The organism is Biostraticola tofi (genome assembly GCF_004343195.1).
In the GTDB taxonomy this organism is placed as follows: Bacteria; Pseudomonadota; Gammaproteobacteria; order Enterobacterales; family Enterobacteriaceae; genus Biostraticola; species Biostraticola tofi.
The window spans coordinates 401,265-427,900 of the sequence record NZ_SMCR01000002.1 but is presented as its reverse complement, the minus strand read 5'-3'; the positions used below and the strand labels follow the sequence as shown (position 1 = coordinate 427,900).

Sequence of the window (26,636 nt, the reverse complement as noted above, 5' to 3'; positions counted from 1 at the left end):
GTTCCATGAAGAGAGTCCCGCAAAGCGCGGGGTATCAGAGTTCCTTCTCACCGCAAATGCCGGTAATAAGGGCAAACGTTCCGTTTTGCCCGCTGTCGAATTCACCCTTATTTTTCCATATCTGAGTCAAATAAGCTGTATCAGCTTAACGAATTAGACAATCAGAGACGAATATTTACCGACTTAGCCGCTCAAGTCGGCAGGATGTTCATTTTTAAGGCACCTGATCGAGACGGAACAGCCGCAGGCTGTTTTGATAGAGCGCTTCGGCTAGCTGCTCCGGCGTTTCACTGCGCAGTCCGCACAGCGCCCTGAACGTCAAGACCGCTCTCTCAGGCCGGTTAGGCTGGCCCTGAAACCCGGCCAACGGCATATCGGGCGCATCAGTCTCCAGCAGCAGTCGGTCGAGCGGCAGCCGGGCCATTACCGTGCGGGTCTTGGCGGCACGCTCATAGGTAATGGTACCGCCGACGCCAATGTAATATCCCAGCCGGATAAAAGCCTGGGCCTGCTGGTAACTGCCGGCAAAACCATGCACCACACCGGTACGCGCCACCGGCTGACGCCGCAGCACCGCCGCCAGCCGATCATGCGTGCGCCTGGAGTGCAGTATCACCGGCAGGTCATAGCGGTCAGCCAGTTTCAGTTGGCTGAGCAAAACATCCTGTTGCCGTTCTGACATCGGGTTAGCCCGATACTCGTCCAGGCCGATTTCACCAATCGCCACCAGCCGGGGATGGCCAGCCTGCAGGTAATGTTCCAGCAGCGCCAGTCCGGCTTCATCATGCTGTTCTATGACAATAGGATGCATGCCCAGGGCAGCGTAAAGACCGTTAAAGCGATCAACCAGCGTCATGATACGTTCGAAATATTCTGCCGCAACCGCAGGCACGATGATGCCATTGACGCCGGCTGCCGTTGCCTGAGCCAGGCTTTGACTTTCCTGGTCCTTGAAGGGTGGGAAGTCAAAGTGGCAGTGTGTATCGATAAACCGCAGTCTGGACATATCCCCTCCTGGATATCGGTTCAGCCCGGCACTACGCCCTGAGGAATAGGCGCCATAGCTTGCAGGCTCCCGTCAATTTAAGGCTTTGGTAAACAAGGCGACAATACCAGCAATCAACAGGGCGTTTTAATTAATGCCCAGTGAAATACGATGAATACGCTCTCCTGTAGGGTCACGCATTGCATATGCTCATGCTACAGCATACGGGTAAACCTACATGTGAAGGCAGGTTAGAGGGAATTCAAATTAAAGAGAAATAAATGCAGACGATGACGATGACGATGACGATGAATGTTAACGCGGCAGCAAAGAATGTTGCTACAGATGACGTGGATAAAACGTAAAGCTGATACTCCTCACTACAGTGCGGCCAGCGCTTTAATTAATGGCAGAGGGGGGGTACCTACGTTTTCATCAGTGGCCGAGGGGGTATCTGCGCTTTCATCAGTGGCAGAGGGGGATATCTGCGTTTTACCGGTCAACAGTATGCTGCTTACAGCAGGCAGGCTCGGTTTTACCATAATCTTCCTGCAGAACGCCGGAGAGATAGTCATTGCTCCCTGCTACCCAGGCACAATCGTTATCAAACCACTCTGCCCACAATAACAACATCTGGCTTTTCACTTGTTTCAATTTGCCCACTACGACGTCGCTATTCATGACTCACTCTCCGGGATATAGCCTTGCAGCACTCCTGAACGGATCTCGATATTTCGAGATCCGCTGTCGAATTTACGTGCTACCTGCCGCGACGGCCGGTGAACAAGCTTACCAGGAACAGGATAATACCCACGACGAAGACAATTTTAGCTGCCCACGCTGCAGTACCCGCCAAGCCACCAAACCCTAATGCAGCTGCAATCAAGGCAACAACCAGAAAAATAATGCCCCAACGAAACATACGCTTCTCCTTACCCAAATGATGGAAGTACTACTCTCGTATTACCGGAGGAGGGGAAGTTGGCTTCCCTTCCTGTGAAATCACCGGTTTGTTTTATTGCTTACGCCTACATCGCCAGTCTTGAAAGAAATCGTTATTATTTCACGATCTTCAGATCATTCTTGACGCTTTTAACCCCTTCAACAGCCTTGGACACGCTTTCGGCGCGGGTAGACTGCTGATCGTTTTCGACATCACCGCTTAGTTGAACGATGCCATCGGTGGTTTCGACTTTAATCTTGCGCGAGGGAACCGCATCATCAGCCAGCAGCTTGGCTTTCACTTCGCTGGTAATAGCGGTATCGCTGGCATAGGTTTTAACCGATGCTTTGTTATTTTCTTTCACGTGCAGCTTATCACTGACCGATTTAACACCCTCGACTTTACCGGCAGTGGCAACTGCCTGTTCAGCCTGCTGTTGATTGGCGACAAAGCCGCTCAGCGTGACGACACCGTGGCTGGTTTCGACTGAAATATCATTGCTGTTAATCGCGTCATTGCCGACCAGAGCGCTTTTTACTTTGGCAGTGACGGCGCTATCGCCCATATAATTCGACGCGTTTTTCATTGAATTATCGATTTTGGCACCGGTGGTGCTGGCCGCAGACTTCGCATCCTGAGTCACGGTGGTGTCTGCCATTGCCGTAGCGCTGGCCAGAACCGATCCAAGAACAATAGCGGTAAGCGACTTTGCAATTTTGGTCTTATTCATCGATTATTTCCTTTAGTCTGTCCACCCGATAATACGGGTGTTATCGCCACAACGGTGGCCTGTCTGAATACGCACGGGGAATAAAGCATCCGGCAATACAGTGAAAAATAGTAGAGAGCTGCAGCCTGGCAGTACCCTATTCAATCGAAATTTTAATCTTTTATCGTAACGGCATTAGCCATTGAGTTATTTTCCGAAGAACGATAGTGCTTAATTCCCTGCCAGAAAGGCCGACCCGAGAGTGAAAGTTGATCACGAACGCCTGAATAAGTAGCGTATCACTCTGAATTCGTCGAAATTACCAGCGTAATTGACCATTCCGGAAGAGACAATTTAACTATAGACCAGAAATAACAAATTGCATGGCGGTCAGAGAAAAAATCATCGATTTTGAAGTATAAGCAACGATTTAAGAACTTTCCGTAGCCGAAATAGAATGACGCATTAGAGTGGAAAAGGCAGGTTCTGCGCGGCCTCGGCTGGGAATGGCCGCCAAATGGCAATGGGGTCGAATCCGCCCGGGCAGTAAAGCAGCAGGCTCGACAAACCGTCGAGCCTGCTGACGTTAACGCTTGAACACCCTAGCATCCAGTCGAATCAATGCTCACGGGTTTTATGCAGTTGGACGTCGGGATAACGCTCGCGAGTCAGGTTAAGGTTAACCATGCTCGGGGCGATATAAGACAGATTATCGCCGCCATCCAGTGCCAGATTGAGCTCATTCTTACGCTTGAACTCTTCAAGTTTTTTGGCATCGGCACACTCTACCCACCGAGCGGTGGAGACATTGACCGACTCATACAACGCCTCAACGTTGTACTCGCTCTTCAATCGGGCAACCACCACTTCAAACTGCAGCACCCCGACCGCGCCAACGATAAGATCATTATTGCTCAGCGGGCGGAATACCTGCACGGCGCCCTCTTCCGACAGTTGGACCAGTCCTTTAAGCAACTGCTTCTGCTTGAGCGGATCGCGCAGACGGATGCGGCGGAACATCTCAGGGGCAAAGTTGGGGATACCGGTAAACTTCAGATCTTCGCCCTGGGTAAAGGTATCGCCAATCTGGATAGTACCGTGGTTATGCAAACCGATAATATCGCCCGGGTAGGCTTCTTCAATATGAGAGCGATCGCCCGCCATAAAGGTCAGCGCATCGGCAATTACCACGTCTTTGCCGGTGCGGACCTGACGCAGTTTCATCCCTTTTTCGTAGCGCCCGGAAACCACGCGCATGAACGCCACCCGGTCACGGTGCTTGGGATCCATATTGGCCTGAATCTTGAAGACAAAGCCGGTAAATTTTTCTTCGTCAGCACTGACCACCCGCGCATGAGTGCTGCGCGGCATCGGTGGCGGTGCCCACTCAACCAGGCCGTCCAGCATATGATCGACGCCAAAGTTGCCCAGGGCTGTGCCGAAAAATACCGGCGTCAGCTCACCGGCGAGAAAAGCGTCTTTCTCAAACGGATGGGAGGCACCCTGTACCAGTTCCAGTTCTTCACGCAACTGAGCCGCCAGTTCTTCGCCGACCGCTGTATCCAGTTCGGGGTTATTGAGCCCTTTCACTACCCTCAATTCCTGAATAGTATGGCCTTTGCCGGTTTGGTAAAGATAGGTTTCATCTTTATAGAGATGGTAGACCCCTTTGAACAGCTTGCCGCAGCCGATAGGCCAGGTAATGGGCGCACAGGCGATACGCAATTCGCTTTCAACCTCGTCCAGCAGTTCGGTAGGATCGCGGATGTCGCGGTCGACCTTGTTCATGAACGTCAAGATTGGCGTATCGCGCAGGCGCGTCACTTCCATCAGCTTACGGGTGCGGTCCTCAACGCCCTTGGCGGCATCAATCACCATCAGACAGCAGTCCACCGCGGTCAGCGTTCGGTAGGTATCCTCAGAGAAGTCTTCATGCCCCGGGGTATCCAGCAGATTGACCAGGGCATGGCGATAAGGGAATTGCATCACCGATGTGGTGATGGAAATACCGCGCTGCTTTTCCATTTCCATCCAGTCGGACTTGGCGTGATGGCTTGAACCACGCCCTTTGACGGTACCCGCGGTCTGGATGGCCTGTCCGAACAGCAGGACTTTTTCGGTGATGGTGGTTTTACCGGCGTCGGGGTGCGATATGATCGCAAAAGTGCGCCGGGCCGCAACTTCTGCAGCGTAGGAGGCATTCTTCATCATTTGTTTCTCGATGGTACGTCGTGATGGTCAACAATAGCGATAATGGTGCTTTATGCCGAGATTCTACATGGAGTAGGAAAGCATTGATAGCGTGCAGATAAGCCGCTAACCCAGCGGCAGCGCCATCAAAATGGCATCTTCACGCCCCGCCGCCGCCGGATAATAGTCACGGCGCACCGAGACTTCATTAAACCCCAGCGAAGCGTACAGCGCGATGGCGGCCCGATTGGACCGGCGCACTTCAAGCCACAGCGTCAGTATATCCCGCGCGTCGAGCGCCGAAATCAGATGCTCAAGCAGCTGGCGGCCGACGCCGCGACGCTGAAAATCCGGGTGAACCGCGATATTAAACAGCGAGGCTTCATCAAGCACTACCTGGGTAATGGCGAATCCGGCCATCACCCCATCGCGGGTTAATTTGAAGTTCAGATAGCGGTCGCCCTGATTGCTGGCAAGAGTCTTGGCCGTCCAGGGAAAGGCATGGCTGGCCTGCTCGATATGCCAGGCTTCGGTCAGGTCGGTCGGATCAAGCGGAGAAATCATGTTCATGTTGACAAATTTGCTGCCAGAGTTCGCGTTTAGCGCTGGCATTATCCATAAGCGTCGCCAGTGACGGCGAACTGAGTGAGATACCCACCAGGCTTCTGGTGGCCGAGCTACCCTGCCACCAACTGTGGCACCGGGTGTCATCCGGCAGCATCAGCACCTGGTCTGAGGTAAGCGGATAACTGTCTTTTACCGCCAGGCCAAGGCTTTGCAGGACATCCCTGACCAGAGGATGGGCCAAATCCGGCAGGGTCTGGGCTATGACCACCAGCTTGATACCTGTTGGTATCGCCACCGCGACTTCGCCCTGAAGCACCGCCGGGCGCCTGAGCGACCATTGTGTGATACCCAGCTGTTGTAACATTCTGTCGCGTCGTGAAGTCATTTGCTGTCCTGTAGGCGGCAGTGGATTGTGCGCCGCTATGCTACCAAACACATCGAACCGGCGGCAATAAACCACTATACTCCCCACTGGATTATTTAGGAGCCTTAGCCGCATGTCTGCATTAACACCCGCCAGTGAAGTGATACTTCGTCATCAAGACCGTTTTTTGGATAAGCAGGTGCTATTTGCCGGCGATATACAGGATACGTTACCGGCCGAGTTCGAGGCCAATGTGGTGCGTGTCCATACCGCCTGGTATCACCACGCCAAGACCCTGCGCGCCAGAATGGCTGAGGAAACGGTCGGGTACGGGCTGGTCGCCAGCAGCGACATGGTCGGCCAGTGCGATACGTTAATCTATTTCTGGCCTAAAAATAAGCCTGAGGCGCAATTTCAACTGATGAATTTATTGTCGCTGATGCCATTGGGCAGCGATATCTTTATTGTTGGAGAAAACCGCAGCGGCGTGCGCAGCGCCGAAGGGATGCTTACCGACTACAGCAGCCTGGGCAAGATTGACAGCGCCCGTCGCTGTGGTCTTTATCACGGGACTCTGTCAACCCAACCCTCATTTGACGCCGATGAATTCTGGAACGGCTATCAGGTGGATGACGTGGTAGTCAAAACGCTGCCGGGCGTTTTCAGCCGCGATGGTCTGGACAGCGGCACGCAGTTGCTGCTCTCCACCTTCACCGAACCGGTCAAAGGCGCAGTGGCCGATATTGGCTGCGGCACCGGCGTACTGTCTGCGGTGCTTGCCGCCCGATCCCCGGGCATCAAGCTTACGCTCACTGATGCGCATGCCCCAGCCCTGGCCGCAGCCGAAGCTACTCTTGCGGCTAACGGACTGACCGGAACCGTGGTGGTCAGCGATGTCTATTCCGACCTGTCTGGCCGATTCGACATGATCATTTCCAATCCGCCGTTCCACGACGGTATGCATACCAATCTCCAGGCTGCCGAGAGCCTTATTCGCGGTGCCCTTGCCCATTTACGGATAGGTGGCCAGCTGCGAATCGTGGCTAATGCCTTTCTGCCGTATCCGGACCTGCTGGATGCGGTATTCGGCAACCATCAGGTATTGGCGCAGAATGGACGATTCAAGGTTTATCTTTCCACACATCAGGTAAGCCGTGGCAAAGATAAAAAACGTTAATCGCCCGCAGGCGCGGTAAAACGCACCGATGGAAATGATGCTCGCCCCTCCATCGGCTGCGTATCGACAGACAGGGGTGTTTTTTTCGTCAAATGCCGATCAAAGCTCAAATAATCATTGACCTTGACGCTAAAACCTCTAGAATTCGCCTCCGTAGTGATAGGGCTTCGGCCTTATCGATGTCATGCGAAGGTGGCGGAATTGGTAGACGCGCTAGCTTCAGGTGTTAGTGTCTTAACGGACGTGAGGGTTCAAGTCCCTCTCTTCGCACCATCATCACTACACGCAGTATTTTTGTTACCGAATTGAACGCGAAGGTGGCGGAATTGGTAGACGCGCTAGCTTCAGGTGTTAGTGTTCTAACGGACGTGAGGGTTCAAGTCCCTCTCTTCGCACCAATCGGTTAACGGCATCGGTACTGTAAGCTTCAAAAAATGAATTTGGCTGAGCGAAGGTGGCGGAATTGGTAGACGCGCTAGCTTCAGGTGTTAGTGTCTTAACGGACGTGAGGGTTCAAGTCCCTCTCTTCGCACCAAAATTCATGAATCCCTGCCCAAGATCGCCCTCTGTTGCTTGCCTCTGCTATTGCTTGTATTGCTTGCCTCTACTTTTGCTTGCCTCTAGTGTAGCTTACCTCTACTATCGCCCACTTCTCCAGTTGCCCTCCTCTACTATCGCCCTCCTCTACAGTTGCTTTCATCTGATACTGCTTTTCTCTATCGTTGCTTGGCTATTGCTTGCCCTTGATTTTATTACCCGCGCCTGTTGCCGCACGACCTAGAATTCGTCTCGGCAACCGCCAGACATCCCCTTTTCAGCCTGAAACACCTTTGCCTGATACGCGTTGGGTGATTTTTTCTCGGCGAGTGACATCAGTAATTAAAACTGTTAAATTACAGGAAGTAGATCTAATAATTGATTGGAAATAATAATAACCGAAATCCTTATTTGTTATTATTGAGTCATTATTTCGCATTGCTTTGCCATTGACTTCTCGGGGCTGAATTCCTAACAGATGATGAATAATATTAGCTATGACGAACTTCGCCGAAGCCGACAGCGATTATCTTTGTTATTATTTTTATTCATAAATATTTTATTTTCAATATTTTACGTCGCTACTGCGTTCAATACTACTCGAACCCCGACCATCCCTTCTATCTTGGTTGCACTGGCGAGTCCTATTCTGTTGATAATCAGCTATTTCAGAATGAAAAATTATGCCCACCAGCTGAATATTTTCTCACTTATTATCGGATTATTATGGGCATGGCATATCAGCACCCGCTTTCACTCGATGGTCCCCCTGGATAAAAACGTCTTGCTGTTCAGCCTGATGATGGTCTTTTTCATCAGCGCGATTTCGCTAACCGGTAACTTCCAGGCTTTTTGCCTGCACAGTCTGCCTTCGGCCGTGACGGTAGTGGTGCTGGACGATTTCACCCATGCGCCCATGCTGGCATTAGCCATCGTCTTGCCACTGCTCAGCTTTTCCCTGCATTACCTGATGCATAAACGGGCTGATGTGTTTACTCATGAACTGGTCAATCGGCTAAGCCACGAGCGTGAGCGGTTCAGTGATTTAAGCATGATTGACCCGCTCACCGGCCTCTTCAATCGGCGCGGGATGAATAACAAGCTGGAAAACCTGGCGCTCGATAAAGGTAACAGCCACTATATTCTGCTGCTCGATATTGATCACTTCAAAGCCTATAACGATAACTATGGCCATACCATGGGGGACAAAGCTCTGGTGGCAGTGGCTGTAGCCATACGCGATGCCGTGCGTTCCAGGGATGTTGTGGTGCGCTACGGCGGGGAGGAATTTCTGGTGCTGCTTATCGACGTTGACCAGCACCAGGCCATGGAAAGGGCGGAAAGCGTGCGCCAGGCCGTATTGGATCTGAAGATACCCCATGTGTACAGCGAAAATGAACCCACCACCGTCACCCTGAGCGCGGGTATCGCGATGCTGTCCGGCGACAATATCATCGAATCCCTGAGCATGGCCGATGTCGCATTATATCAGGCCAAAAAAAGCGGAAGAAATGTGGTTCAACTCGCCGTGGAGGATAATCCGATTAACACCGGATCGGTTAATGCCGTCCAGTAATTTTGAATTACTTACCTGTCTTGAATAAATTACTTTATAGTTAAATCAAAAGACGCCCCGCTGTATATTCTGAGTATTATCTTAATTTAAGATATTATACCTTTGAAGCTTAACGATTACTTACTCCGCCGGCACTGATCATCAGCATTGCCGAAAATCCCCCTACTTTAAATAGCCGCCAAAAAGCGTAAAAGAAAAGGTCAAAAATGCAACCAGGGAGCCACCGAAATAACACAGTGTTAATTATCACTGCTGTTATGATCAAAAAAATAGACATTTAAATATATTTATTCCCATGCTTATAAAATTTAGCAATGACTGTCATTCTCATTTAGAATGCACGTTTACCCTTTGGATCGGTCCAGCAGATGACAGCCAGCGTCAATAAGAAGGCATGCAACATCGGCAATCAACGCAATGACCGTCATGCCGGTGCTGCGCATGCCGGCGAACTGAGGGCGCTGTTCTCGGCAAATGAGGCTTTTTTTCTCAACGCCCTCAGGCTTGCAGAACCGACGCCGTCAACCGCTCACACCCTTGAGAGCTGGTCTGAACCGGCGGTACTGGCAGCATGGCTACAGCGCTATGGCGATGATATCTATCGCGAACATGCCGGCGTAAAACGCGATGACAAGCCGCTGTTATCATTATGGGCGCAGTGGTATTTCGGCCTGTTGATCCCGCCTTTGATGCTGGCGTTGCTCAAACATCCCCAAGGGGTTGACTGCAGCGCCTCCGCCTATCTGCTCGATATTCATGAAACCGGCCGACCTGCAGGGTTTTATCTCGCCCCGGCCCCTCTGCCCGGCTATCAGGACGCCAGTGCCTGCCAACGCATCGAGCATCTGATAACCGCCCATCTGCGGCCGGTGGTCGATAAGCTGGAAGCGCTGGGAGCATTGAACGGCAAGCTGATATGGAACAACAATGGCTACCTGATGTACTGGTATTTGACCCAGCTTAGGCCCGGTATGGACAGCCGTGTGCTGGATGCTCTCGATACAGCGCTGTTTGACTGCGAAACCCTGAGTGATGGCAGCGATAATCCGTTGTATCGCACCGTCATCACCCGCCAGGCTAAAAGACAGCGACGCAGTTGCTGCCAGCGCTATAAATTACCCGGCGTGGAAATGTGCACCACCTGTACGCTGGCGCCTTGAACCGGAGCAGCCGTCATCTGAGCAAATGGCTTAAGCAAGGGCTGATTATTCTGGCCATCATCAGCCTGGCCCTGCTGGGGTGACGTATTTATCAATCCCAGCAGAGACCCCCTTTGATGTTGTGGCATACCCAGGTGCCCGATGAGTGACCAGCCGCCAAGCTGGACCAAAGCGACTGGCGCGGCTGGATGATCCATGAAAACGGCCAACCCCGGCGAATCGGGTATTGCCCTGGGCCAGTTGGCGGCACGCGGCGAGCAAGCCGCCTTGAGCATTTCGGCTGCAACCCTGACGCGTGTTACCTACAACCCATTCTTTCAACTGATGCTGGATAAAATTGACAGCACACGGAAACCTGCCGACGGAATTGCGCAGAAATAACCTTACATCAAAGGGTTATAAGCAGGATTTGCTCTTAGAGAAGATCGCCACTAGTCTTAGTGGACGCCATCATTCAACCTCAGGAGCACAGGATGAGCAAGAAAATAGCGGTATTGATAACCGATGAATTTGAAGATTCCGAATTCACGTCGCCTGCCAAGACCTATCAGCAAGCGGGCCATCAGGTCATCACGATTGAAGAACAGGCGGGTAAAATCGTCACCGGCAAAAAAGGTGAAGCCAAGGTGACTATCGACAAGTCGATTGACGATGTCAGCGTCGATGATTTCGATGCGCTGTTGCTACCCGGTGGCCATTCACCCGACAGTCTGCGCGGCGATGACCGCTTTGTCGACTTTACCCGGGCATTTGTGCAAAGCGGTAAGCCGGTCTTTGCCATCTGTCATGGGCCCCAACTGCTTATCAGCGCCGATGGCGTGCGCGGCAAGAAAATGACCACTGTTAAAGCCATCGTGGTGGATTTGAAAAATGCCGGAGCCGACTTTTTCGATAAAGAAGTGGTGGTCGATAATGACATCCTGGTGACCAGCAGAACGCCGGATGACTTGCCCGCGTTCAACCGTGAATCACTGCGGATCCTCAACAAGAAATAATTAACCGCCGGCAGAAGCTATCTGCCGGCGCTGTTCATCAGCTCGCCGCCAGTAAATCTTGGTGCCAAAACCGCGCCGATTATCAGTCATTTTGATTTCATCCAGACGGATTTGCCACACCGGTGTGCTGAAAGCTGCTGCCTGGGGGATTTGCGCCAGATAAAGCGCCCTGGCATTATTCAGCGCTTCGCCCGCCAGCTGCCGGCACTGCCCCTGATACTGCACACCCTGTAACTGGCTGACCTCAGGCTGCTGATCGTTAACCGTACCGGCGACAAAACGGCAATGCTGTAACATGGCCCCATGGCGGGTATCACTGTCGGTCATGATAATAAAAGCCATCGCCTTCACATCCAGTACATAGAAACAGTTGGCGCACCAGAGGGTGCCGCTGGTGCTGTCGCCGGTGCACAGCGTCAGCACATGCTGGCCATAGAGATAGCCAATCAACGCATCAAAAGATTCTGCTCTATTCATGGCAACCGCTTTATTTTCAATAACGATGATGAGAATATCAGACTGTCGGCGGACGACAGCCGCTGAAGGGTTTTACGGCTGCGCTGGCCGCCTGGCTCACCCGATTTGGACCGTAACGAGGAACGCGACAATTTATCATGACCACTTGCTGGTACCTTTATCTGGTCCGCACCCGCAGCGGCATACTCTACACCGGCATCACCACTGATGTCATTCGGCGTGTGGAACAGCACCGGCTTGGTACCGGAGCCAAAGCGCTGAGAGGAAAAGGCCCGTTGACGCTTGAATTCTGTCGCCCGGCCGGCGATCGCCCCAGCGCTTCCCGGTGGGAATACCGGGTCAAGCAACTGAGCCGGACGCAAAAAGAACGCCTGATAAACCAGCCCGAGATACTATTGGACGATCTGTGGCAAAGCCTGGCGACCGTGGCGCCACGGGGACGGCAAGACGCGCCGGTTTGAGGCCGCCTCGCCTATCAGGATAAGGCATTGAAGTGTTCAGCGAACTCCACCTGGCCGCTGAGGCCGACCAGCGCCTCATCCGACAGGCTGAACATCTGTAACGCAACCTCACTGCCAGGCCAGCGACACTCCAGCGGCAGTTCAGCTGCGGCCCTGAAGCCAAAGCGGCTATACCAGTCTGGACTGCCCAGCACTACCACACCGTGGTAGCCAAATTCATTCAGCGTATCCAGACCGGTGTACAGCAGTTGCCCACCGATACCCTGTCCACGGAACGGTTGGTCTACCGCCAGCGGCGCCAAAGCGACCCATTGCCGGTCTTCCCCGTCGATAAGCACCGGGCTGAATGCCGCATAGCCGATGACGCCGCCGTCATCGTCAGTGGCGACAATGCCAAGCGTCAGTAGCCCATCCTCACGTAATTTGTGCACCAGACAGGCTTCGTCATCTCGATTGAATGCCCGACGCAACAGCGCAGTGATCCCCTGGGCATCGACCGGGATTTCTATCCGAATCAACACGGCAGGCTGGCGCGGGTGGCTTTCACCGGCGCGCTCTCTTTGACTCCGGCGGCAATAAACTCCGCCAACTGCAGCAGGGTGATGCGCAACGCCTTGGGCATACTCTCCAGATCAATGGCATCCATCAGATTTTTAACCTGCAAACCCAGCTCGGTATCCCCCTCGATCGTCAGGCGTCGCTGGAAAAACAGCGTATCCGGATCTTCTTTGCGGGCGGCGATAAGCACCAGGTCATTAGCGTTTCCGACAAAACTGACATCGGCAATCCCCTCGCTTTTGACCGACAGCCGATCGTCAATCACCGTCATAAACCAGGTCAGGTCCAGATCGTTGACCTCGATTTTCAACCAGCGACCGTTCAGAAAATCCAGTTCGCCTTCAGCCAGGGCTTGGCGAAATTGCCAGTGCAGCACCTGTTCAATCACTCTTTGCTTGAGCGCAAACGGCATCATACTGATAGGCAGACGCAAAAGCGCAGGCCCTTGACGCACCAGCTGTGTGCGTAGTTTATCCAACACGGCATCTACTCCTATGTATCAATCAGGCACTATTTTGCCACAGTGAATAAAAGCGTTAGGGGGCTGCATCAATGTTTGTTGAACAAACATCAGCAATTTCACGCCATTCGATCGGCGACTAATCGACCTCAATACGCCATAAACTGCCTCAAATCAACATCCGTTTATTCAACCTTAATTAAAATCGCCGATTAAACCCATTGTTAACTGCCTGACGCTTTGGGCGTCACGGCACAGCCTAGCCAGGAGCTTTATGGAATTGCTCTGTCCCGCCGGAAACCTGCCGGCCCTGAAGGCGGCTATCGACCATGGTGCCGATGCAGTTTATATCGGCCTCAAGGATGATACCAATGCCCGTCACTTCGCCGGCCTGAATTTTACCGATAAACGGCTGCAGGAAGCCAGGGAGTACGTTCACCGCTATCGGCGAAAACTGCATATCGCTATCAATACCTTTGCCCATCCAGACGGATTTTCACGCTGGCAGCGCGCGGTGGATATGGCGGCGCAAAGTGGTGCCGATGCCTTGATCCTGGCCGACCCGGCGATGCTTGAGTATGCTGCCAGCCGTTATCCCGACATCGAACGTCACGTTTCAGTCCAGGCCTCTGCCACCAACGAAGCGGCTATTCGTTTCTACCAGCAGAACTTTGATGTGGCGCGCGTGGTCTTGCCCCGCGTTCTGTCTATGCACCAGGTCAAACAGCTGGCCCGCGTAAGTCCGGTACCGCTGGAAGTGTTCGCCTTCGGTAGCCTGTGCATCATGGCTGAGGGACGCTGCTATCTGTCTTCATACCTGACCGGGGAATCACCCAACACCGTCGGAGCCTGTTCGCCGGCGCGCTTTGTCCGCTGGCAGAAAACGGAGGCCGGTTTGGAGTCCAGATTAAACAATGTGCTGATTGATCGTTATTCCGAGCATGAAAACGCTGGCTACCCAACTCTGTGCAAAGGCCGATACCACGTTGACGGCCAACGTTATCATGCCCTAGAAGAACCGACCAGCCTCAACACACTCTCGCTGCTGCCGGAGTTATTGGCTGCCAACATCGCGTCGGTAAAGATCGAAGGTCGTCAACGCAGTCCAGCCTATGTCAGCCAGGTGACTAAAGTCTGGCGGCAGGCAATAGATCTTTGCCGTGCCGACCCGGAAAACTTTAGCCCGCAGGATGCCTGGGTCGAGGCGCTCGGCGCGGTCGCAGAAGGCACCCAGACCACCCTGGGCGCCTATCATCGGCAATGGCAGTAACAGGAGAATATTCATGAAATACGCACTTGGACCGTTACTTTATTACTGGCCCAAACAGGAAACCGAAACCTTCTACCTGGCCGCCCGAGACAGCAGCGCCGATATCATTTACCTTGGCGAAAATGTCTGCAGCAAACGCCGCGCCATGAAAACCGGCGACTGGCTTGCATTGGCCAAAAGTCTGTCGACCTCGGGTAAGCAAATCGTTATCAGCACCCTGGCGCTTATCCAGGCCCCTTCGGAGCTTAGCGAACTCAAACGCTATATCGACAACGGCGAGTTTCTGATCGAAGCCAACGACCTTGGCATGGTCCAGCTTGCGGCAGAACACCACCTGCCGTTCGTCGGCGGCCCGGCGCTCAACTGCTACAACGCCTACACCCTGCGCATCCTGCACCGCCAGGGCATGATGCGCTGGTGCATGCCGGTCGAGCTATCGCGCGAATGGCTGCAAAATACCCTGCAGCAATGCGACGAACTGGGCTTTCGCCACCGGTTCGACGTCGAACTGTTCAGTTACGGCCACCTGCCGCTGGCCTGGTCAGCCCGCTGTTTCACCGCGCGCTCCGAAAACCGCGCCCGGGACGAATGCGAAACCTGCTGCATCAACTACCCCACCGGCCGTCCGGTGCTGACCCAGGAACAGCAGAAGGTCTTCGTCCTCAACGGCATCCAGACCCAGAGCGGCTACTGCTATAACCTGATTAATGAGCAGCCCTCGATGGCAGGCTTGGTCGATGTGGTGCGGCTTTCACCTCAGAGCCTTGATACCCTGCCGCTTATCGACGACTTCAGAAACAATCTCCAGGGCAGCCATCCCTACCCGCTCGCCCGCCAGCACGACTGCAACGGCTACTGGAAACGCATCGCCGGCCTCGAACTGGTCGAATAACCCAACGCACAGCCAAACCGATCAACTGTAAAAGGGAGACCACCCCGAATGGGATGAATTGGCGAAAGCCAAGAGCATCCATCGGGGGGACGATCCGCTAACCGCGTACTCGCTGGCAACACCTCGCCATCTGCCAGAGTGAACTCAGGTTAACGGGAGACCACCCCGGATGGGATGAATTGACGTAAGCCAAATTACCCGAATACACACTTTTAGGTAATACTCATACTCACCATTAGCCGACACTTAAAGTCTACGACTGACAGTGAGCTCATTATGCAAAAACAACAGCCGATCGCCTTCTCCGTACTCGACCTCTCTCCGGTACCGCTCGGAGCCAACCCCCGCCAGGCCTTTGACAACTCCCTCGATCTTGCCCGCCACGCCGAGCAATGGGGCTACCACCGCTACTGGATGGCCGAACACCACAACATGACCGGCATCGCCAGCGCCGCCACCTCAGTACTGCTCGGCTACATTGCCGGCGGCACCCGTACCCTGCGTATCGGTTCCGGAGGCGTCATGCTGCCTAACCACTCCCCGCTGGTCATAGCAGAACAGTTCGGCACCCTTGAAACCCTGTATCCGGGACGGGTAGACCTTGGACTCGGACGCGCACCCGGTACCGACCAGCGCACCATGATCGCCCTGCGTAGACATCTGTCCGGCGATGTCGACAGCTTCCCCAACGACGTAAAAGAACTGCTGGCCTACTTTGACGACGTCAAACCCGGCCAACCGGTGCAGGCGGTGCCTGGCCAAGGACTGCACATCCCCATCTGGCTGCTCGGATCCAGCCTCTACAGCGCCCAACTGGCGGCGGCCCTCGGCCTACCCTTCGCCTTTGCCTCCCATTTCGCGCCAGATCTGTTGTGGCAGGCCCTTAAAATCTATCGGGAAAAATTCACCCCGTCGCCCTACCTCGACCAGCCCTATGCCATGGTCTGCATCAACGTGGTCGCAGCGCAAAGCGAACGTGATGCGCGCTACCATTTCACCTCGATGCAGCAGCAGTTCATTAACCTGCGCCGCGGCAGACCGGGCCCCTTGCCGGCCCCGGTCGAAGATATAGCAGCCCTCTGGTCGCCGGGCGAGCAATACGGTGTCGAGCAAGCCCTCAGCCTCTCGGTAGTCGGTGACCGGGCTACGGTGAGAAAAGGCCTGCAATCGATAATCGACCAGACCGGCGCCGACGAACTGATGATCAATGGCCAGATCTTCGACCATCAGGCTCGCCTGGCCTCGTTTGACATCGCCATGGATGTCCGCGCCGAGTTGCAATCGGCATCCTGAAGCGGCAGCCAAAAAAAAGCCCCATCCGGAGATGGGGCTCTATTAATCAGCAGCGTTAGGCCGGTTGATTATGAATCGCCGAAACGACGACGGCCGGCAGGAGCGGCGGTATCACCCTCGCGACGCGGGGCGCGCGGAGTATCACTGCGATTGGAGAAACGACGTTCGCCGGAAGCATTACCGCCTTCACGACGATCGCTGAAGCTACGCCGGGCCGGAGCAGCGCCATCACGACGTTCGCCAGCGGAACCACCACGGCCTGCACCGCCGCCGCGACGTTCACCGCGCGGCTGCGCTACTGCTTCACCGACAAACTGCATGTTCATCGGTTTGTTAAGGATACGGGTACGGGTAAAATGCGAAAGCATATCACCCGGCATACCTTTGGGCAGCTCAATGGTCGAATGTGAGGCGAACAGCTTGATGTTACCGATATAACGGCTGCTGATATCGCCTTCGTTAGCGATAGCACCAACAATATGACGAACTTCAACGCCATCATCGCGACCCACTTCAATCCGATAAAGATCCATCTCGCCAACATCACGACGCTCGCGACGGGCAGGACGTTCACCTCCGGCTTCAGGACGGCGTTCGTCACGTTCACGGAATTCACGACGTGGACGACGATCGATAACCGGATCAGGCGGCAGGATAAGCGGACGCTCACCCTGAGCCATTTTCAGCAGCGCGGCGGCCAGGGTTTCCATATCCAGCTCATCAGCAGGCTGAAGCTTGGCCAGCAATGCACGATACATATCCAGATCGCTGCTTTCCAACTGCGCCTGAACTTTAGCGGCAAATTTGGTCAGACGACGGGCGCCCAGTACATCGGCAGTCGGCAGTTCAACTTCAGGAATAGCCAGCTTCATGATGCGTTCAATGTTGCGCAGCAGGCGACGTTCGCGGTTTTCAACGAACAGCAGAGCGCGACCGGCACGACCGGCACGACCGGTACGGCCGATGCGATGAACGTAAGATTCCGAGTCCATCGGGATGTCGTAGTTAACGACCAGGCTGATACGATCAACGTCCAGACCGCGGGCAGCCACATCGGTGGCGATCAGAATGTCCAGACGCCCGTCTTTAAGGCGATCCAGCGTCTGCTCACGCAGCGCCTGGTTCATATCACCGTTCAGCGCCGCACTGTTATAGCCGCTGCGTTCCAGCGCTTCGGCCACTTCCAGGGTCGCGTTTTTGGTACGAACGAAAATAATCGCCGCATCAAAATCTTCAGCTTCAAGGAAACGTACCAGCGCTTCGTTCTTGCGCATGCCCTGCACTGTCCAATAACTCTGGCTGATGTCGGGACGGGTGGTGACGCTTGACTGAATGCGCACTTCCTGCGGTTCATTCATGAAGCGGCGAGTAATACGACGAATGGCTTCCGGCATGGTTGCCGAGAACAGCGCTGTCTGATGTTTGGCCGGGATCTGCGCCATGATGGTTTCAACGTCTTCGATGAACCCCATACGCAGCATTTCATCAGCTTCGTCCAGCACCAGGCCGCTCAGGCGGGAAAGATCGAGGGTACCGCGCTTCAGATGGTCAAGCAGACGGCCCGGAGTACCGACAACCACCTGCGGCCCCTGGCGCAGCGCGCGCAGCTGGACGTCATAACGCTGGCCGCCGTAAAGGGCAACCACATTCAGGCCTTTCATGTGTTTGGAAAACTCTGAACATGCTTCGGCCACCTGCACAGCCAATTCACGAGTAGGCGCCAGAACCAGCACCTGAGGCGCAGCCAGTTCGGGATTGATATTATGTAAAAGCGGAACTGCGAACGCCGCAGTTTTGCCACTGCCGGTCTGTGCCATACCCAGTACGTCACGACCCGCCAGCAGATGGGGGATACATTCAGCCTGGATAGGTGATGGCTTTTCATAGCCAAGATCGCTCAGGGCGTTAAGAATAGGAGTAGAAAGTCCCAGATCAGCAAAGGAGATTTCAAGTTCAGACATGTATACGTGCCTCATTCATTATGGCGGCCAGTCTACATACCTCGTCGTGAAAACTATCAGTCATTTTCATCAAAAAGTGTGAACCGGCTCAAATTGGATTTAAAACGAACAAACAAACCCTCACCTTCACAGGCGAAAAAAAAAGAAAATTCAGGTTAAGGATGTTTAGTTCGTCAGCTATTGCTGGTCCGATTCTGATAGGTCGTCTTGCCCTTGGCCCAATAGCGCCAATTCCAACAATGCATAGCGGTGCTCAACAAAATTGTGAACGTTGTTAGCGACCGTCAGTTTGAACAACGCCGAAGCGGAGTTCTTGTCCCCCAGACTCAGGTAATGTTTACCTAAATAGAAGTCAGTTTCACTGAGATGCTCGGCGAGCGAAGTGTTATCCGTTGCGTCCGCCTTAAGGCGCTCCATCAGTGTCTTTTCACTGATGTCCCCCAGGTAGAACTCGACAATATTCCATCCCCATTGCCCTCGGTTCGCTTTCTGATAACGCTTGGTAAGCGCCGTTTTAGCTTTGTCGGTGTCGATTTCTTTCTCGACCAGATAAAGCCACAGAGAGCGGAAGGGATCATTTGGGTCGTCGCGATAAAACGCCTGCAGATCATCCTGCGCTAAACGGTAGCGACCGCCATAATACAGGGCGATGCCACGGTTAAAAAACGCGTAGTTATAAGTTGGATCAAGCTCTAGTACAGAATCAAACGCTTCATAGGCAGCATCATAATTGCCTGCCTGCGTTAAGTATATGCCGAGATAGTTAAACACTTCCGGCATATCGGGTCGAATAGCCAGCGCTTGTGAAAAATCATTTCGCGCTAAAGCCCTCAGACCCAGACTATCATACAGCACTCCGCGCTCATATAATAGCTGTGCTCGTTCATCATCGGTGAGTGCCCTACTGGCAAGGATTTGTTCCATCCGCGCCAGAATGACTTCCTGCTGCAACGTAGGCTGCAATGGAACGGCCAATACGTCGTCTTTACGCCAATCAATGTTGCTGCATCCTGCCAGCATAAACGCCATTGCAACGAACCACCAGCGCAAGTAAGGCCTCATTTCCCACTCCCGAAGAAAAACATTGGATGAACGTCCTGTCCCCCATCGGCTCAACACAGGGCATCCCGCCCTGGTGATAGGACAGCCCCCGTCGCCGGGAGCTGTTTCATGCACTCGACCGTTTTATTCTACTTCAGGTACTACCTGGTCCTGGGACGGTGCGCTGGCTTCTTTAATGCTCAGACGGACACGGCCCTGGCGATCAACTTCCAGTACCTTGACCGGCACTTCCTGACCCATTTCCAGGTAATCGGCCACCTTCTCAACGCGCTTGTCGGCGATTTGAGAAATATGCACCAAGCCTTCTTTACCGCCGCCGATGGCCACAAAGGCGCCAAAATCAACGATACGGGTTACTTTACCATTATAGATGCGGCCCACTTCAATTTCAGCGGTGATTTCTTCAATGCGACGAATAGCATGACGCGCTTTATCACCGTCGGTTGCAGCAACCTTCACCGTACCATCGTCTTCGATTTCAATCGTCGTGCCGGTTTCTTCGGTCAAGGCACGGATCACCGAGCCACCTTTACCGATAACGTCCTTGATCTTGTCGGGACTGATTTTGATGGTATGGATACGCGGGGCGAACTGGGAAATATCGCCACGCGGAGTACTGATTGCCTGTTCCATCACGCCCAGGATGTGCAGACGCGCGCCTTTGGCCTGATTCAGTGCAACCTGCATGATTTCGCGGGTGATACCTTCAATCTTGATATCCATCTGCAGCGCGGTGACGCCTTCACGGCTACCGGCAACTTTAAAGTCCATATCACCCAGATGATCTTCATCACCCAGAATATCGGACAGCACGACAAAATTGTCGCCTTCTTTAACCAGGCCCATGGCGATACCGGCGACAGCGGCTTTGATCGGTACGCCTGCATCCATCAGCGCCAATGAAGCGCCGCAGACGGAAGCCATCGAAGAAGAGCCATTGGATTCGGTAATTTCCGACACCACACGTACGGTGTAAGGGAATTCGTTAGCCTTTGGCATCACCGCCAGTACGCCACGCTTCGCCAAACGGCCATGGCCGATTTCACGACGCTTGGGTGAGCCGACCATGCCGGTTTCACCTACGCAATACGGAGGGAAGTTATAGTGTAGCAGGAAACGGTCAGTACGATCGCCTGTCAGCTCATCAATATTCTGGGCGTCACGTTCAGTACCCAGCGTAGCCGTGACCAGCGCCTGAGTCTCACCCCGGGTGAACAGCGCCGAACCATGGGTGCGGGGCAATACGCCGGTGCGAACGTCCAGGCCGCGGATCATGTCTTTTTCACGGCCATCGATACGCGGCTCGCCACGCAGAACACGGCTGCGAACCACCTCTTTTTCCAGACTGCCCAGCAATTCCTTGATGTCGGCCGGATTCAGGGTGTCATTCTGCTCGAGCAGGGCGGCAACCACCTCTTCTTTGATGACGTTGACCTGAGCGTAACGCTGTTGTTTTTCGGTGATGCGATAGGCATCGCCAATACGGCTTTCAGCAAGCGTTGCGACCTGGCTTTGCAGCGCGGCATCAACTGCCGGTGCGGCCCATTCCCATTTCGGTTTACCGGCTTCTGCAACCAGGGCATTGATATTTTCAATCACCACCTGCTGCTGATCGTGGCCGAACACCACGGCGCCAAGCATTTCGTCTTCGCTTAACAGTTGCGCTTCGGATTCTACCATCAGCACGGCGTTAGCCGTACCGGCAACCACCAGATCAAGCTTGCTTTCAGCCAGCTCAGCCATGGTCGGGTTGAGCACGTACTGATTATTGATATAACCGACGCGGGCCGAACCGATTGGGCCGCTAAAAGGGATACCGGACAGGCTCAGTGCGGCGGATGCGCCGATCATCGCCACGATGTCCGGGCTCACCTGCGGGTTTACCGATACCACGGTGGCAATGACCTGTACTTCGTTCAGGAAACCTTCCGGGAACAGAGGACGGATAGGACGGTCAATCAGACGGGAGATCAGGGTCTCGCCTTCGCTGGGACGTCCTTCACGACGGAAGAAGCCGCCCGGGAAACGACCGGCTGCATAGGTACGTTCCTGGTAGTTGACCGTCAACGGGAAAAACCCCTGGCCTGGCTTAGCCTGCCTGGCACCGACAACCGTCACGAATACCGCCGTGTCGTCCATGCTTACCATTACGGCGGCTGTTGCCTGACGCGCCATCATACCGGTTTCGATGGTCACGGTATGTTGGCCATATTGGAACTTGCGTACTATCGGATTTAGCAAAATTATATCCTTTTACAGGGCAGGAACATTTTCACGCTGCTCCCGCCATTGATAGTCAATTTCTCATTGCATCCTCGCGACTAATGACAATCCTTATCCCTCGGATAAAGCCTCTCATTAGCCGCGCGAACCTCAGCAATGGAATAATTTACTTCAGCAATAGCTGATGATCATCAATTACTATTGCACCCTAGAAGAAAGGGGCCACAAAAGGCCCCTTTCTACCAACACTGTCTGGCTTAGCGACGCAGACCAAGGCGCTCGATGAGGCTGGTGTAGCGCGCGACATCCTTGCCTTTCAGGTAGTCGAGCAGCTTACGACGCTGTGAAACCATGCGCAGCAGACCGCGACGGCTGTGGTGGTCTTTTTTATGCTCTGCAAAATGGCCTTGCAAGTGGCTGATTTGTGCAGTTAAAAGAGCAACCTGAACCTCGGTGGAACCGCTGTCGTTGGCATCACGGCCGAAATCAGTAACAATTTTAGCTTTCGCTTCAACACTTAGAGACATGATGATACTCCAGATTATAGTGTAAATAACAAGGGCGCCGATCTCTAATTCAGCAACCCAATTCATAAGCCGCGCTATTCTACTCTTAGCCCGGGACAATCGCAAGGTGCACAGATGACTAGGTTCGGCTTTCAGCGACCAGTCGACGCGGGGCAACGCGGCCGGCTTCAATGATTTCGCCGATACCGAAAAAGCGGCGCTCGGCACCCTCGGTCAGGCGAACCAGTCCGCCGACTGGCAGGGCGGCGGCATCAACCGTCTGTCCTAGCCTGACACAGCCTGCAGCGGCTGTCGTCAGGTTGACTTCAGGCAGATTGGCCACCGCACTGTCCATCGGCAGCAGCAGCGCATCAAGCGATTGAAGGGTCTGAGGCTCAATCGGCGCTTCAGCGGTCATGGCGCGCAGGGTATCGAGCGTGACCATTTTATCCGCCGGATAATTAGCCACCGCCAGGCGCCGCAGCACGATAACATGGGCGCCACAGCCCAGCCTCTCACCCAAATCATCGATAATGGTGCGGATGTAGGTGCCTTTGGAACAGTGGATCTCCAGCTCGAGGGTATGCTGGTCGTAATGAACAAGCTGCAATTCATACACGGTGATGCTACGGGCTTCCCGCGGCACCTCGATGCCCTGGCGAGCATATTCATACAGCGGACGGCCCTGATACTTGAGGGCTGAATACATTGACGGCACCTGCTGGGTCTCGCCACGAAAGCGCTCCAGTGATGCCTGCAGATCATCAAATGTAACGTTCACCGGGCGTTCGCTTATCACTTGCCCTTCAGCATCGGAGGTATCGGTACGCTGGCCAAGTTTCGCCACCACCCGATAACGTTTGTCCGCATCCAGCAGGTGCTGTGAAAACTTGGTAGCCTCGCCCAGGCAAATCGGCAGCATACCGGTCGCCAGCGGATCCAATGCGCCGGTATGGCCCGCCTTGTTGGCATGAAAAAGGCGCTTCACCTTTTGCAGCAGGTCGTTCGAGGATAGCCCTAGGGGCTTATCGAGCAGCACGATACCATCGATATCGCGTCCGCGGCGGCTTGGGCGACCCATCAGTCCTCTTTACCTTCTTCCGGCTCAGCCTCATTGCGGCGGGCCTTGTCATTTTGCACAATCTGGCTGACCAGATTGGACATTCGCATCCCTTCAACCAGCGAGTTGTCGTAGGCGAAGGTCAGTTCAGGCACCACACGCAGACGCATGGCCTTGCCGAGCAGGCTGCGGATGAAACCGGACGCATCCTGCAGCGCTTTGACACCGGCTTTGACCTGGGCAGGCTCGTTGTCATTGAGGAAAGTGACGAAAACCTTGGCATACGCCAGATCCCGCGACACTTCCACGCCGGATACGGTAGCCATGCCCACGCGGGGATCTTTGATTTCGCGCTGCAGGATCAGGGCGATTTCTTTTTGCATTTCCTGCGCTACGCGCTGAGTTCGGCTGTATTCTTTGGCCATGATAAATTCTCCAGACAAGTCGGGGGGCCTTAAGCCCCCCGAAGATGTTCTCAGCCTGAGGCTGTGAATTAAGCGATAGTTCGTTGAATTTCGATAGTTTCGAATACTTCAATCACATCGCCTGAACGAACATCGTTGTAGTTCTTAACGCCGATACCACATTCCATGCCGTTACGAACTTCATTGACGTCATCTTTAAAGCGACGCAGTGATTCCAGTTCGCCTTCGTAAATCACCACGTTTTCACGCAGTACACGGATGCGGTTATGACGTTTAACAATCCCTTCAGTCACCATACAGCCGGCGATAGCGCCGAACTTCGGTGAACGGAATACATCACGGACCTCGGCCAGGCCGATGATTTCCTGTTTGTATTCCGGCGCCAACATACCGCTCATCGCCTGTTTGACTTCGTCAATCAAGTCATAGATGACGGAATAGTAGCGCAGATCCAGGCTCTCCGCTTCGACTACGCGACGTGCAGATGCATCAGCACGGACGTTGAAGCCCAGGATGATGGCGTTGGACGCGGCGGCCAGGGTAGCATCGGTTTCGGTAATCCCACCCACGCCGGAACCCACGATCTTCACTTTCACTTCGTCGGTAGACAGCTTCTCGAGGGAATCGCAGATGGCTTCGGTAGACCCCTGCACATCGGCCTTCAGGACAATGTTCAGTTCCGACACTTCGCCTTCGGTCATGTTGGCAAACATGTTCTCCAGCTTGGACTTCTGCTGGCGAGCCAGTTTGACTTCGCGGAATTTGCCCTGGCGATAGAGAGCAACTTCACGCGCTTTCTTCTCGTCACGCACCACGGTAGCTTCATCACCGGCAGCAGGAACCCCTGACAGACCGAGAATTTCAACCGGGATGGAAGGACCCGCCGAGGAGACATCGCGGCCCACTTCGTCACGCATGGCACGTACGCGGCCGTATTCGAATCCACACAGGACGATATCACCCTTGTTCAGGGTACCTTCACGCACCAATACGGTGGCGACCGGACCGCGGCCCTTGTCGAGGAAGGATTCAATCACCGCACCGCTGGCCATGCCGTTACGGATGGCTTTCAGCTCAAGGACTTCCGCCTGCAGCAGGATAGCGTCAAGCAGATCGTCAATGCCGGTGCCTGATTTGGCGGACACATTGACGAACTGGCTTTCGCCGCCCCATTCTTCAGGAATCACGCCGTACTGGGTCAGTTCATTCTTGACGCGGTCCGGATCAGCCTCGGGCTTGTCAATCTTGTTCACTGCAACCACAACCGGCACTTTCGCCGCTTTGGCATGCTGAATAGCTTCGATGGTCTGCGGCATTACGCCGTCATCAGCCGCCACTACCAGCACCACGATATCCGTTGCCTGAGCGCCACGGGCACGCATAGCGGTAAACGCGGCATGTCCAGGGGTATCAAGGAAAGTAATCATGCCGTTATCGGTTTCTACATGGTAGGCGCCGATATGCTGGGTAATGCCACCGGCTTCGCCTGCCGCCACTTTGGTGGAGCGGATATAGTCCAGCAGTGAGGTTTTACCGTGATCGACGTGGCCCATGATGGTCACGACAGGCGCACGCGGCTCGGCCTGAACGCCGGTATCGCGGTCGCTCATTACCGATTCTTCCAGCTCGTTTTCACGACGCAGGATAACCTTGTGACCCATTTCTTCCGCAACCAGCTGAGCCGTTTCCTGATCGATAACCTGGTTGATGGTCGCCATAGCGCCCAACTTCATCATCGCCTTGATCACCTGAGAACCTTTCACCGCCATTTTATTGGCCAGTTCAGCCACGGTGACGGTTTCGCCGATCACCACATCGCGGTTAACCGCCTGAGCCGGCTTGTTAAAGCTCTGCTGCAGGGTGCTTGGCTTACGCTTACCTTTACGGGTAACGGCGCGGGCCTCTTCGCGATCGGCTTTGGACTCGGACAACCGGCTGGTTTTCTTCTGCTTGGTCGCTTTGCCGCCACGAGTGCGTGCGCGACGCTCGCCTTCGACCTTGCGGTCGTTCTCATCTTCCGCTTCGCGGGCATGGGCAGAGGTCGTGACATGATAATCACTGGTGTCTTCTTCAGCAGGTTCCGGAGTCGCAACCCAGGTACCGCCGTTCTCTTCGGCCATGCGGCGGGCTTCTTCTGCAACGAGGCGAGCCTGTTCTTCGACCTTGCGACGCGTTTCCTCTTCCGCTTTGCGTCTAAGCTCAGCGGCCTCGGCTTCACGGCGAGCTTTTTCGGCCGCCTGTGGTGACTTGGTCATATTATTGGTCTGCTGGTTGGTCAATTTTTCACTTTCCGCTGCTACACGCTTCGCTTGTTCAGCGGCCTCACGTTTAGCTTTGTCTTCGGCTACCCGTTTTGCTTTTTCTTCCGCTTCGCGCTTGGCTTTCTCAGCGGCTTCGCGCTGTGCCAGTTGCTCGGCTTCCTGAAGAGCCCGTTCTTCCGCTTCACGCTTCGCCTGCTCTTCCGCTTCAGCCTGTTCTTCAGCCTGCGGATCTCGCTGCACATACGTACGTTTCTTGCGGACTTCTATCTGTACCGACTTACTTTTACCGCCGGTGCTGGGAATATTCAAGGTGCTGCGTGTTTTACGCTGTAAAGTTAATTTGCCTGGCGCGTTGCCCCGTTCACGGTTCAGGTGCGCCAGTAAGGTCTCTTTCTCATGCTGGGTCACAGAATCAACTTCGGTTTTATCGATCCCAGCATCAGCAAACTGCTGTACCAGGCGATCGACCGGAGTTTGAATTTCTGCGGCGAGCGATTTTACGGTTACATCTGTCATGCTGTTCC

At 54.2% G+C, this 26,636-nt stretch carries 27 protein-coding genes and 3 tRNA genes; 12 read left to right on the top strand and 18 right to left on the bottom strand.

Features of this window, described 5'->3' with window-relative positions:
* Window positions 1–214: 214 nt before the first annotated feature.
* From EDC52_RS06185 to EDC52_RS06155, 7 genes are all read right to left on the bottom strand, one after another.
* Complete coding sequence (locus EDC52_RS06185) at window positions 215–1,006, bottom strand: TatD family hydrolase (protein ID WP_131864447.1); 792 nt, start codon at window positions 1,004–1,006, stop codon at window positions 215–217.
* 471 nt (window positions 1,007–1,477) lie between these two features.
* Entirely contained in the window at window positions 1,478–1,666 is a 189-nt protein-coding gene (locus EDC52_RS06180) for a CsbD family protein (protein WP_131864446.1), read from the bottom strand.
* Between the two features lie 79 nt (window positions 1,667–1,745).
* On the bottom strand, window positions 1,746–1,907 hold the full coding sequence (locus EDC52_RS06175) for a DUF1328 domain-containing protein (RefSeq protein WP_131864445.1): 162 nt from the start codon (window positions 1,905–1,907) through the stop codon (window positions 1,746–1,748).
* A gap of 136 nt (window positions 1,908–2,043) precedes the next feature.
* A complete protein-coding gene (gene osmY / locus EDC52_RS06170) occupies window positions 2,044–2,658 on the bottom strand; it encodes a molecular chaperone OsmY (protein WP_131864444.1) in 615 nt (204 codons plus the stop codon).
* A 597-nt stretch (window positions 2,659–3,255) separates the two neighbouring features.
* The gene (gene prfC / locus EDC52_RS06165; RefSeq protein ID WP_131864685.1) at window positions 3,256–4,845 is read right to left on the bottom strand and encodes a peptide chain release factor 3; all 1,590 of its coding nucleotides are present in this window, start codon (window positions 4,843–4,845) and stop codon (window positions 3,256–3,258) included.
* Window positions 4,846–4,953: 108 nt separating this feature from the next.
* Complete coding sequence (gene rimI / locus EDC52_RS06160; protein ID WP_131864443.1) at window positions 4,954–5,397, bottom strand: ribosomal protein S18-alanine N-acetyltransferase; 444 nt, start codon at window positions 5,395–5,397, stop codon at window positions 4,954–4,956.
* Window positions 5,375–5,779, bottom strand: coding sequence for a DNA polymerase III subunit psi (locus EDC52_RS06155; RefSeq protein WP_131864442.1), 405 nt, complete (start codon window positions 5,777–5,779; stop codon window positions 5,375–5,377). Before EDC52_RS06155 ends, rimI begins: the two co-directional genes overlap by 23 nt.
* A gap of 112 nt (window positions 5,780–5,891) precedes the next feature.
* On the opposite strand from EDC52_RS06155, the gene rsmC reads away from it, so the two are divergent.
* The 8 genes from rsmC to EDC52_RS06115 all read left to right on the top strand — a co-directional run bounded on the left by rsmC (window position 5,892) and on the right by EDC52_RS06115 (window position 11,203).
* A complete protein-coding gene (gene rsmC, locus EDC52_RS06150) occupies window positions 5,892–6,935 on the top strand; it encodes a 16S rRNA (guanine(1207)-N(2))-methyltransferase RsmC (RefSeq protein WP_131864441.1) in 1,044 nt (347 codons plus the stop codon).
* Between the two features lie 186 nt (window positions 6,936–7,121).
* A tRNA-Leu gene (locus EDC52_RS06145) sits at window positions 7,122–7,208 on the top strand.
* A 38-nt stretch (window positions 7,209–7,246) separates the two neighbouring features.
* Window positions 7,247–7,333 (top strand) — tRNA-Leu (locus EDC52_RS06140).
* A gap of 50 nt (window positions 7,334–7,383) precedes the next feature.
* Window positions 7,384–7,470 (top strand) — tRNA-Leu (locus EDC52_RS06135).
* A 483-nt stretch (window positions 7,471–7,953) separates the two neighbouring features.
* Window positions 7,954–9,048, top strand: a complete 1,095-nt coding sequence (locus tag EDC52_RS06130; RefSeq protein WP_131864684.1) for a GGDEF domain-containing protein — start codon at window positions 7,954–7,956, stop codon at window positions 9,046–9,048.
* Window positions 9,049–9,416: 368 nt separating this feature from the next.
* Window positions 9,417–10,208 carry a siderophore-iron reductase FhuF gene (gene fhuF / locus EDC52_RS06125; RefSeq protein ID WP_131864440.1) on the top strand — a complete coding sequence of 264 codons (792 nt, stop codon included), beginning with the start codon at window positions 9,417–9,419 and terminating at the stop codon, window positions 10,206–10,208.
* A gap of 195 nt (window positions 10,209–10,403) precedes the next feature.
* Window positions 10,404–10,589 carry a hypothetical protein gene (locus tag EDC52_RS06120; protein ID WP_131864439.1) on the top strand — a complete coding sequence of 62 codons (186 nt, stop codon included), beginning with the start codon at window positions 10,404–10,406 and terminating at the stop codon, window positions 10,587–10,589.
* 92 nt (window positions 10,590–10,681) lie between these two features.
* On the top strand, window positions 10,682–11,203 hold the full coding sequence (locus EDC52_RS06115) for a type 1 glutamine amidotransferase domain-containing protein (protein WP_131864438.1): 522 nt from the start codon (window positions 10,682–10,684) through the stop codon (window positions 11,201–11,203).
* Here EDC52_RS06115 and EDC52_RS06110 read toward each other — a convergent pair whose 3' ends face one another.
* Window positions 11,204–11,680 carry a YhbP family protein gene (locus EDC52_RS06110; RefSeq protein ID WP_131864437.1) on the bottom strand — a complete coding sequence of 159 codons (477 nt, stop codon included), beginning with the start codon at window positions 11,678–11,680 and terminating at the stop codon, window positions 11,204–11,206.
* Window positions 11,681–11,817: 137 nt separating this feature from the next.
* Here EDC52_RS06110 and EDC52_RS06105 point away from each other — a divergent pair, with 137 nt between their 5' ends.
* The gene (locus EDC52_RS06105; RefSeq protein ID WP_131864436.1) at window positions 11,818–12,141 is read left to right on the top strand and encodes a GIY-YIG nuclease family protein; all 324 of its coding nucleotides are present in this window, start codon (window positions 11,818–11,820) and stop codon (window positions 12,139–12,141) included.
* Between the two features lie 14 nt (window positions 12,142–12,155).
* Here the strand turns inward: EDC52_RS06105 and EDC52_RS06100 are convergent, their stop codons facing one another.
* Together EDC52_RS06100 and ubiT are read right to left on the bottom strand one after the other, a co-directional pair.
* The gene (locus EDC52_RS06100) at window positions 12,156–12,662 is read right to left on the bottom strand and encodes a GNAT family N-acetyltransferase (protein ID WP_131864435.1); all 507 of its coding nucleotides are present in this window, start codon (window positions 12,660–12,662) and stop codon (window positions 12,156–12,158) included.
* The gene (ubiT, locus tag EDC52_RS06095; RefSeq protein WP_131864434.1) at window positions 12,656–13,180 is read right to left on the bottom strand and encodes a ubiquinone anaerobic biosynthesis accessory factor UbiT; all 525 of its coding nucleotides are present in this window, start codon (window positions 13,178–13,180) and stop codon (window positions 12,656–12,658) included. Before ubiT ends, EDC52_RS06100 begins: the two co-directional genes overlap by 7 nt.
* 253 nt (window positions 13,181–13,433) lie before the next feature.
* Between ubiT and ubiU the strand changes: the two genes are divergently transcribed.
* From ubiU to EDC52_RS06080, 3 genes are all read left to right on the top strand, one after another.
* Complete coding sequence (ubiU, locus tag EDC52_RS06090; protein WP_131864433.1) at window positions 13,434–14,429, top strand: ubiquinone anaerobic biosynthesis protein UbiU; 996 nt, start codon at window positions 13,434–13,436, stop codon at window positions 14,427–14,429.
* A 13-nt stretch (window positions 14,430–14,442) separates the two neighbouring features.
* A complete protein-coding gene (locus tag EDC52_RS06085; RefSeq protein ID WP_131864432.1) occupies window positions 14,443–15,321 on the top strand; it encodes a U32 family peptidase in 879 nt (292 codons plus the stop codon).
* A 276-nt stretch (window positions 15,322–15,597) separates the two neighbouring features.
* A complete protein-coding gene (locus EDC52_RS06080) occupies window positions 15,598–16,614 on the top strand; it encodes a luciferase-like monooxygenase (RefSeq protein ID WP_131864431.1) in 1,017 nt (338 codons plus the stop codon).
* A 68-nt stretch (window positions 16,615–16,682) separates the two neighbouring features.
* Here EDC52_RS06080 and EDC52_RS06075 read toward each other — a convergent pair whose 3' ends face one another.
* From EDC52_RS06075 to infB, 8 genes are all read right to left on the bottom strand, one after another.
* A complete protein-coding gene (locus EDC52_RS06075) occupies window positions 16,683–18,575 on the bottom strand; it encodes a DEAD/DEAH family ATP-dependent RNA helicase (RefSeq protein ID WP_131864430.1) in 1,893 nt (630 codons plus the stop codon).
* Window positions 18,568–18,639: a protein YrbN gene (gene yrbN, locus EDC52_RS20405; protein WP_407924205.1), complete on the bottom strand. Its 72-nt coding sequence runs from the start codon at window positions 18,637–18,639 to the stop codon at window positions 18,568–18,570. The genes EDC52_RS06075 and yrbN overlap by 8 nt, the downstream gene beginning before the upstream one ends.
* Before the next feature lie 113 nt (window positions 18,640–18,752).
* The gene (gene nlpI / locus EDC52_RS06065; protein WP_131864429.1) at window positions 18,753–19,637 is read right to left on the bottom strand and encodes a lipoprotein NlpI; all 885 of its coding nucleotides are present in this window, start codon (window positions 19,635–19,637) and stop codon (window positions 18,753–18,755) included.
* 123 nt (window positions 19,638–19,760) lie between these two features.
* Complete coding sequence (gene pnp, locus EDC52_RS06060; RefSeq protein ID WP_131864428.1) at window positions 19,761–21,878, bottom strand: polyribonucleotide nucleotidyltransferase; 2,118 nt, start codon at window positions 21,876–21,878, stop codon at window positions 19,761–19,763.
* A 239-nt stretch (window positions 21,879–22,117) separates the two neighbouring features.
* On the bottom strand, window positions 22,118–22,387 hold the full coding sequence (gene rpsO, locus EDC52_RS06055) for a 30S ribosomal protein S15 (RefSeq protein ID WP_131864682.1): 270 nt from the start codon (window positions 22,385–22,387) through the stop codon (window positions 22,118–22,120).
* A 118-nt stretch (window positions 22,388–22,505) separates the two neighbouring features.
* Window positions 22,506–23,447, bottom strand: a complete 942-nt coding sequence (gene truB / locus EDC52_RS06050) for a tRNA pseudouridine(55) synthase TruB (RefSeq protein WP_131864427.1) — start codon at window positions 23,445–23,447, stop codon at window positions 22,506–22,508.
* Window positions 23,447–23,851 (bottom strand): 30S ribosome-binding factor RbfA, encoded by a 405-nt coding sequence (gene rbfA / locus EDC52_RS06045; protein ID WP_131864426.1) that lies wholly within the window; start codon window positions 23,849–23,851, stop codon window positions 23,447–23,449. The genes truB and rbfA overlap by 1 nt, the downstream gene beginning before the upstream one ends.
* A 68-nt stretch (window positions 23,852–23,919) precedes the next feature.
* Window positions 23,920–26,628, bottom strand: a complete 2,709-nt coding sequence (gene infB, locus EDC52_RS06040) for a translation initiation factor IF-2 (RefSeq protein ID WP_131864425.1) — start codon at window positions 26,626–26,628, stop codon at window positions 23,920–23,922.
* Window positions 26,629–26,636 lie beyond the last annotated feature (8 nt).

What these genes read in the sequence shown, in the direction of transcription:
- EDC52_RS06185 (WP_131864447.1), bottom strand. Translation starts at nt 1,006, where the DNA reads ATGTCCAGACTGCGGTTTATCGATACACACTGCCACTTTGACTTCCCA.
- EDC52_RS06180 (WP_131864446.1), bottom strand. Translation starts at nt 1,666, where the DNA reads ATGAATAGCGACGTCGTAGTGGGCAAATTGAAACAAGTGAAAAGCCAG.
- EDC52_RS06175 (WP_131864445.1), bottom strand. Translation starts at nt 1,907, where the DNA reads ATGTTTCGTTGGGGCATTATTTTTCTGGTTGTTGCCTTGATTGCAGCT.
- osmY (WP_131864444.1), bottom strand. Translation starts at nt 2,658, where the DNA reads ATGAATAAGACCAAAATTGCAAAGTCGCTTACCGCTATTGTTCTTGGA.
- prfC (WP_131864685.1), bottom strand. Translation starts at nt 4,845, where the DNA reads ATGAAGAATGCCTCCTACGCTGCAGAAGTTGCGGCCCGGCGCACTTTT.
- rimI (WP_131864443.1), bottom strand. Translation starts at nt 5,397, where the DNA reads ATGAACATGATTTCTCCGCTTGATCCGACCGACCTGACCGAAGCCTGG.
- EDC52_RS06155 (WP_131864442.1), bottom strand. Translation starts at nt 5,779, where the DNA reads ATGACTTCACGACGCGACAGAATGTTACAACAGCTGGGTATCACACAA.
- rsmC (WP_131864441.1), top strand. Translation starts at nt 5,892, where the DNA reads ATGTCTGCATTAACACCCGCCAGTGAAGTGATACTTCGTCATCAAGAC.
- EDC52_RS06130 (WP_131864684.1), top strand. Translation starts at nt 7,954, where the DNA reads ATGAATAATATTAGCTATGACGAACTTCGCCGAAGCCGACAGCGATTA.
- fhuF (WP_131864440.1), top strand. Translation starts at nt 9,417, where the DNA reads ATGACAGCCAGCGTCAATAAGAAGGCATGCAACATCGGCAATCAACGC.
- EDC52_RS06120 (WP_131864439.1), top strand. Translation starts at nt 10,404, where the DNA reads ATGAAAACGGCCAACCCCGGCGAATCGGGTATTGCCCTGGGCCAGTTG.
- EDC52_RS06115 (WP_131864438.1), top strand. Translation starts at nt 10,682, where the DNA reads ATGAGCAAGAAAATAGCGGTATTGATAACCGATGAATTTGAAGATTCC.
- EDC52_RS06110 (WP_131864437.1), bottom strand. Translation starts at nt 11,680, where the DNA reads ATGAATAGAGCAGAATCTTTTGATGCGTTGATTGGCTATCTCTATGGC.
- EDC52_RS06105 (WP_131864436.1), top strand. Translation starts at nt 11,818, where the DNA reads ATGACCACTTGCTGGTACCTTTATCTGGTCCGCACCCGCAGCGGCATA.
- ubiU (WP_131864433.1), top strand. Translation starts at nt 13,434, where the DNA reads ATGGAATTGCTCTGTCCCGCCGGAAACCTGCCGGCCCTGAAGGCGGCT.
- EDC52_RS06085 (WP_131864432.1), top strand. Translation starts at nt 14,443, where the DNA reads ATGAAATACGCACTTGGACCGTTACTTTATTACTGGCCCAAACAGGAA.
- EDC52_RS06080 (WP_131864431.1), top strand. Translation starts at nt 15,598, where the DNA reads ATGCAAAAACAACAGCCGATCGCCTTCTCCGTACTCGACCTCTCTCCG.
- EDC52_RS06075 (WP_131864430.1), bottom strand. Translation starts at nt 18,575, where the DNA reads ATGTCTGAACTTGAAATCTCCTTTGCTGATCTGGGACTTTCTACTCCT.
- nlpI (WP_131864429.1), bottom strand. Translation starts at nt 19,637, where the DNA reads ATGAGGCCTTACTTGCGCTGGTGGTTCGTTGCAATGGCGTTTATGCTG.
- rpsO (WP_131864682.1), bottom strand. Translation starts at nt 22,387, where the DNA reads ATGTCTCTAAGTGTTGAAGCGAAAGCTAAAATTGTTACTGATTTCGGC.
- truB (WP_131864427.1), bottom strand. Translation starts at nt 23,447, where the DNA reads ATGGGTCGCCCAAGCCGCCGCGGACGCGATATCGATGGTATCGTGCTG.
- rbfA (WP_131864426.1), bottom strand. Translation starts at nt 23,851, where the DNA reads ATGGCCAAAGAATACAGCCGAACTCAGCGCGTAGCGCAGGAAATGCAA.
- infB (WP_131864425.1), bottom strand. Translation starts at nt 26,628, where the DNA reads ATGACAGATGTAACCGTAAAATCGCTCGCCGCAGAAATTCAAACTCCG.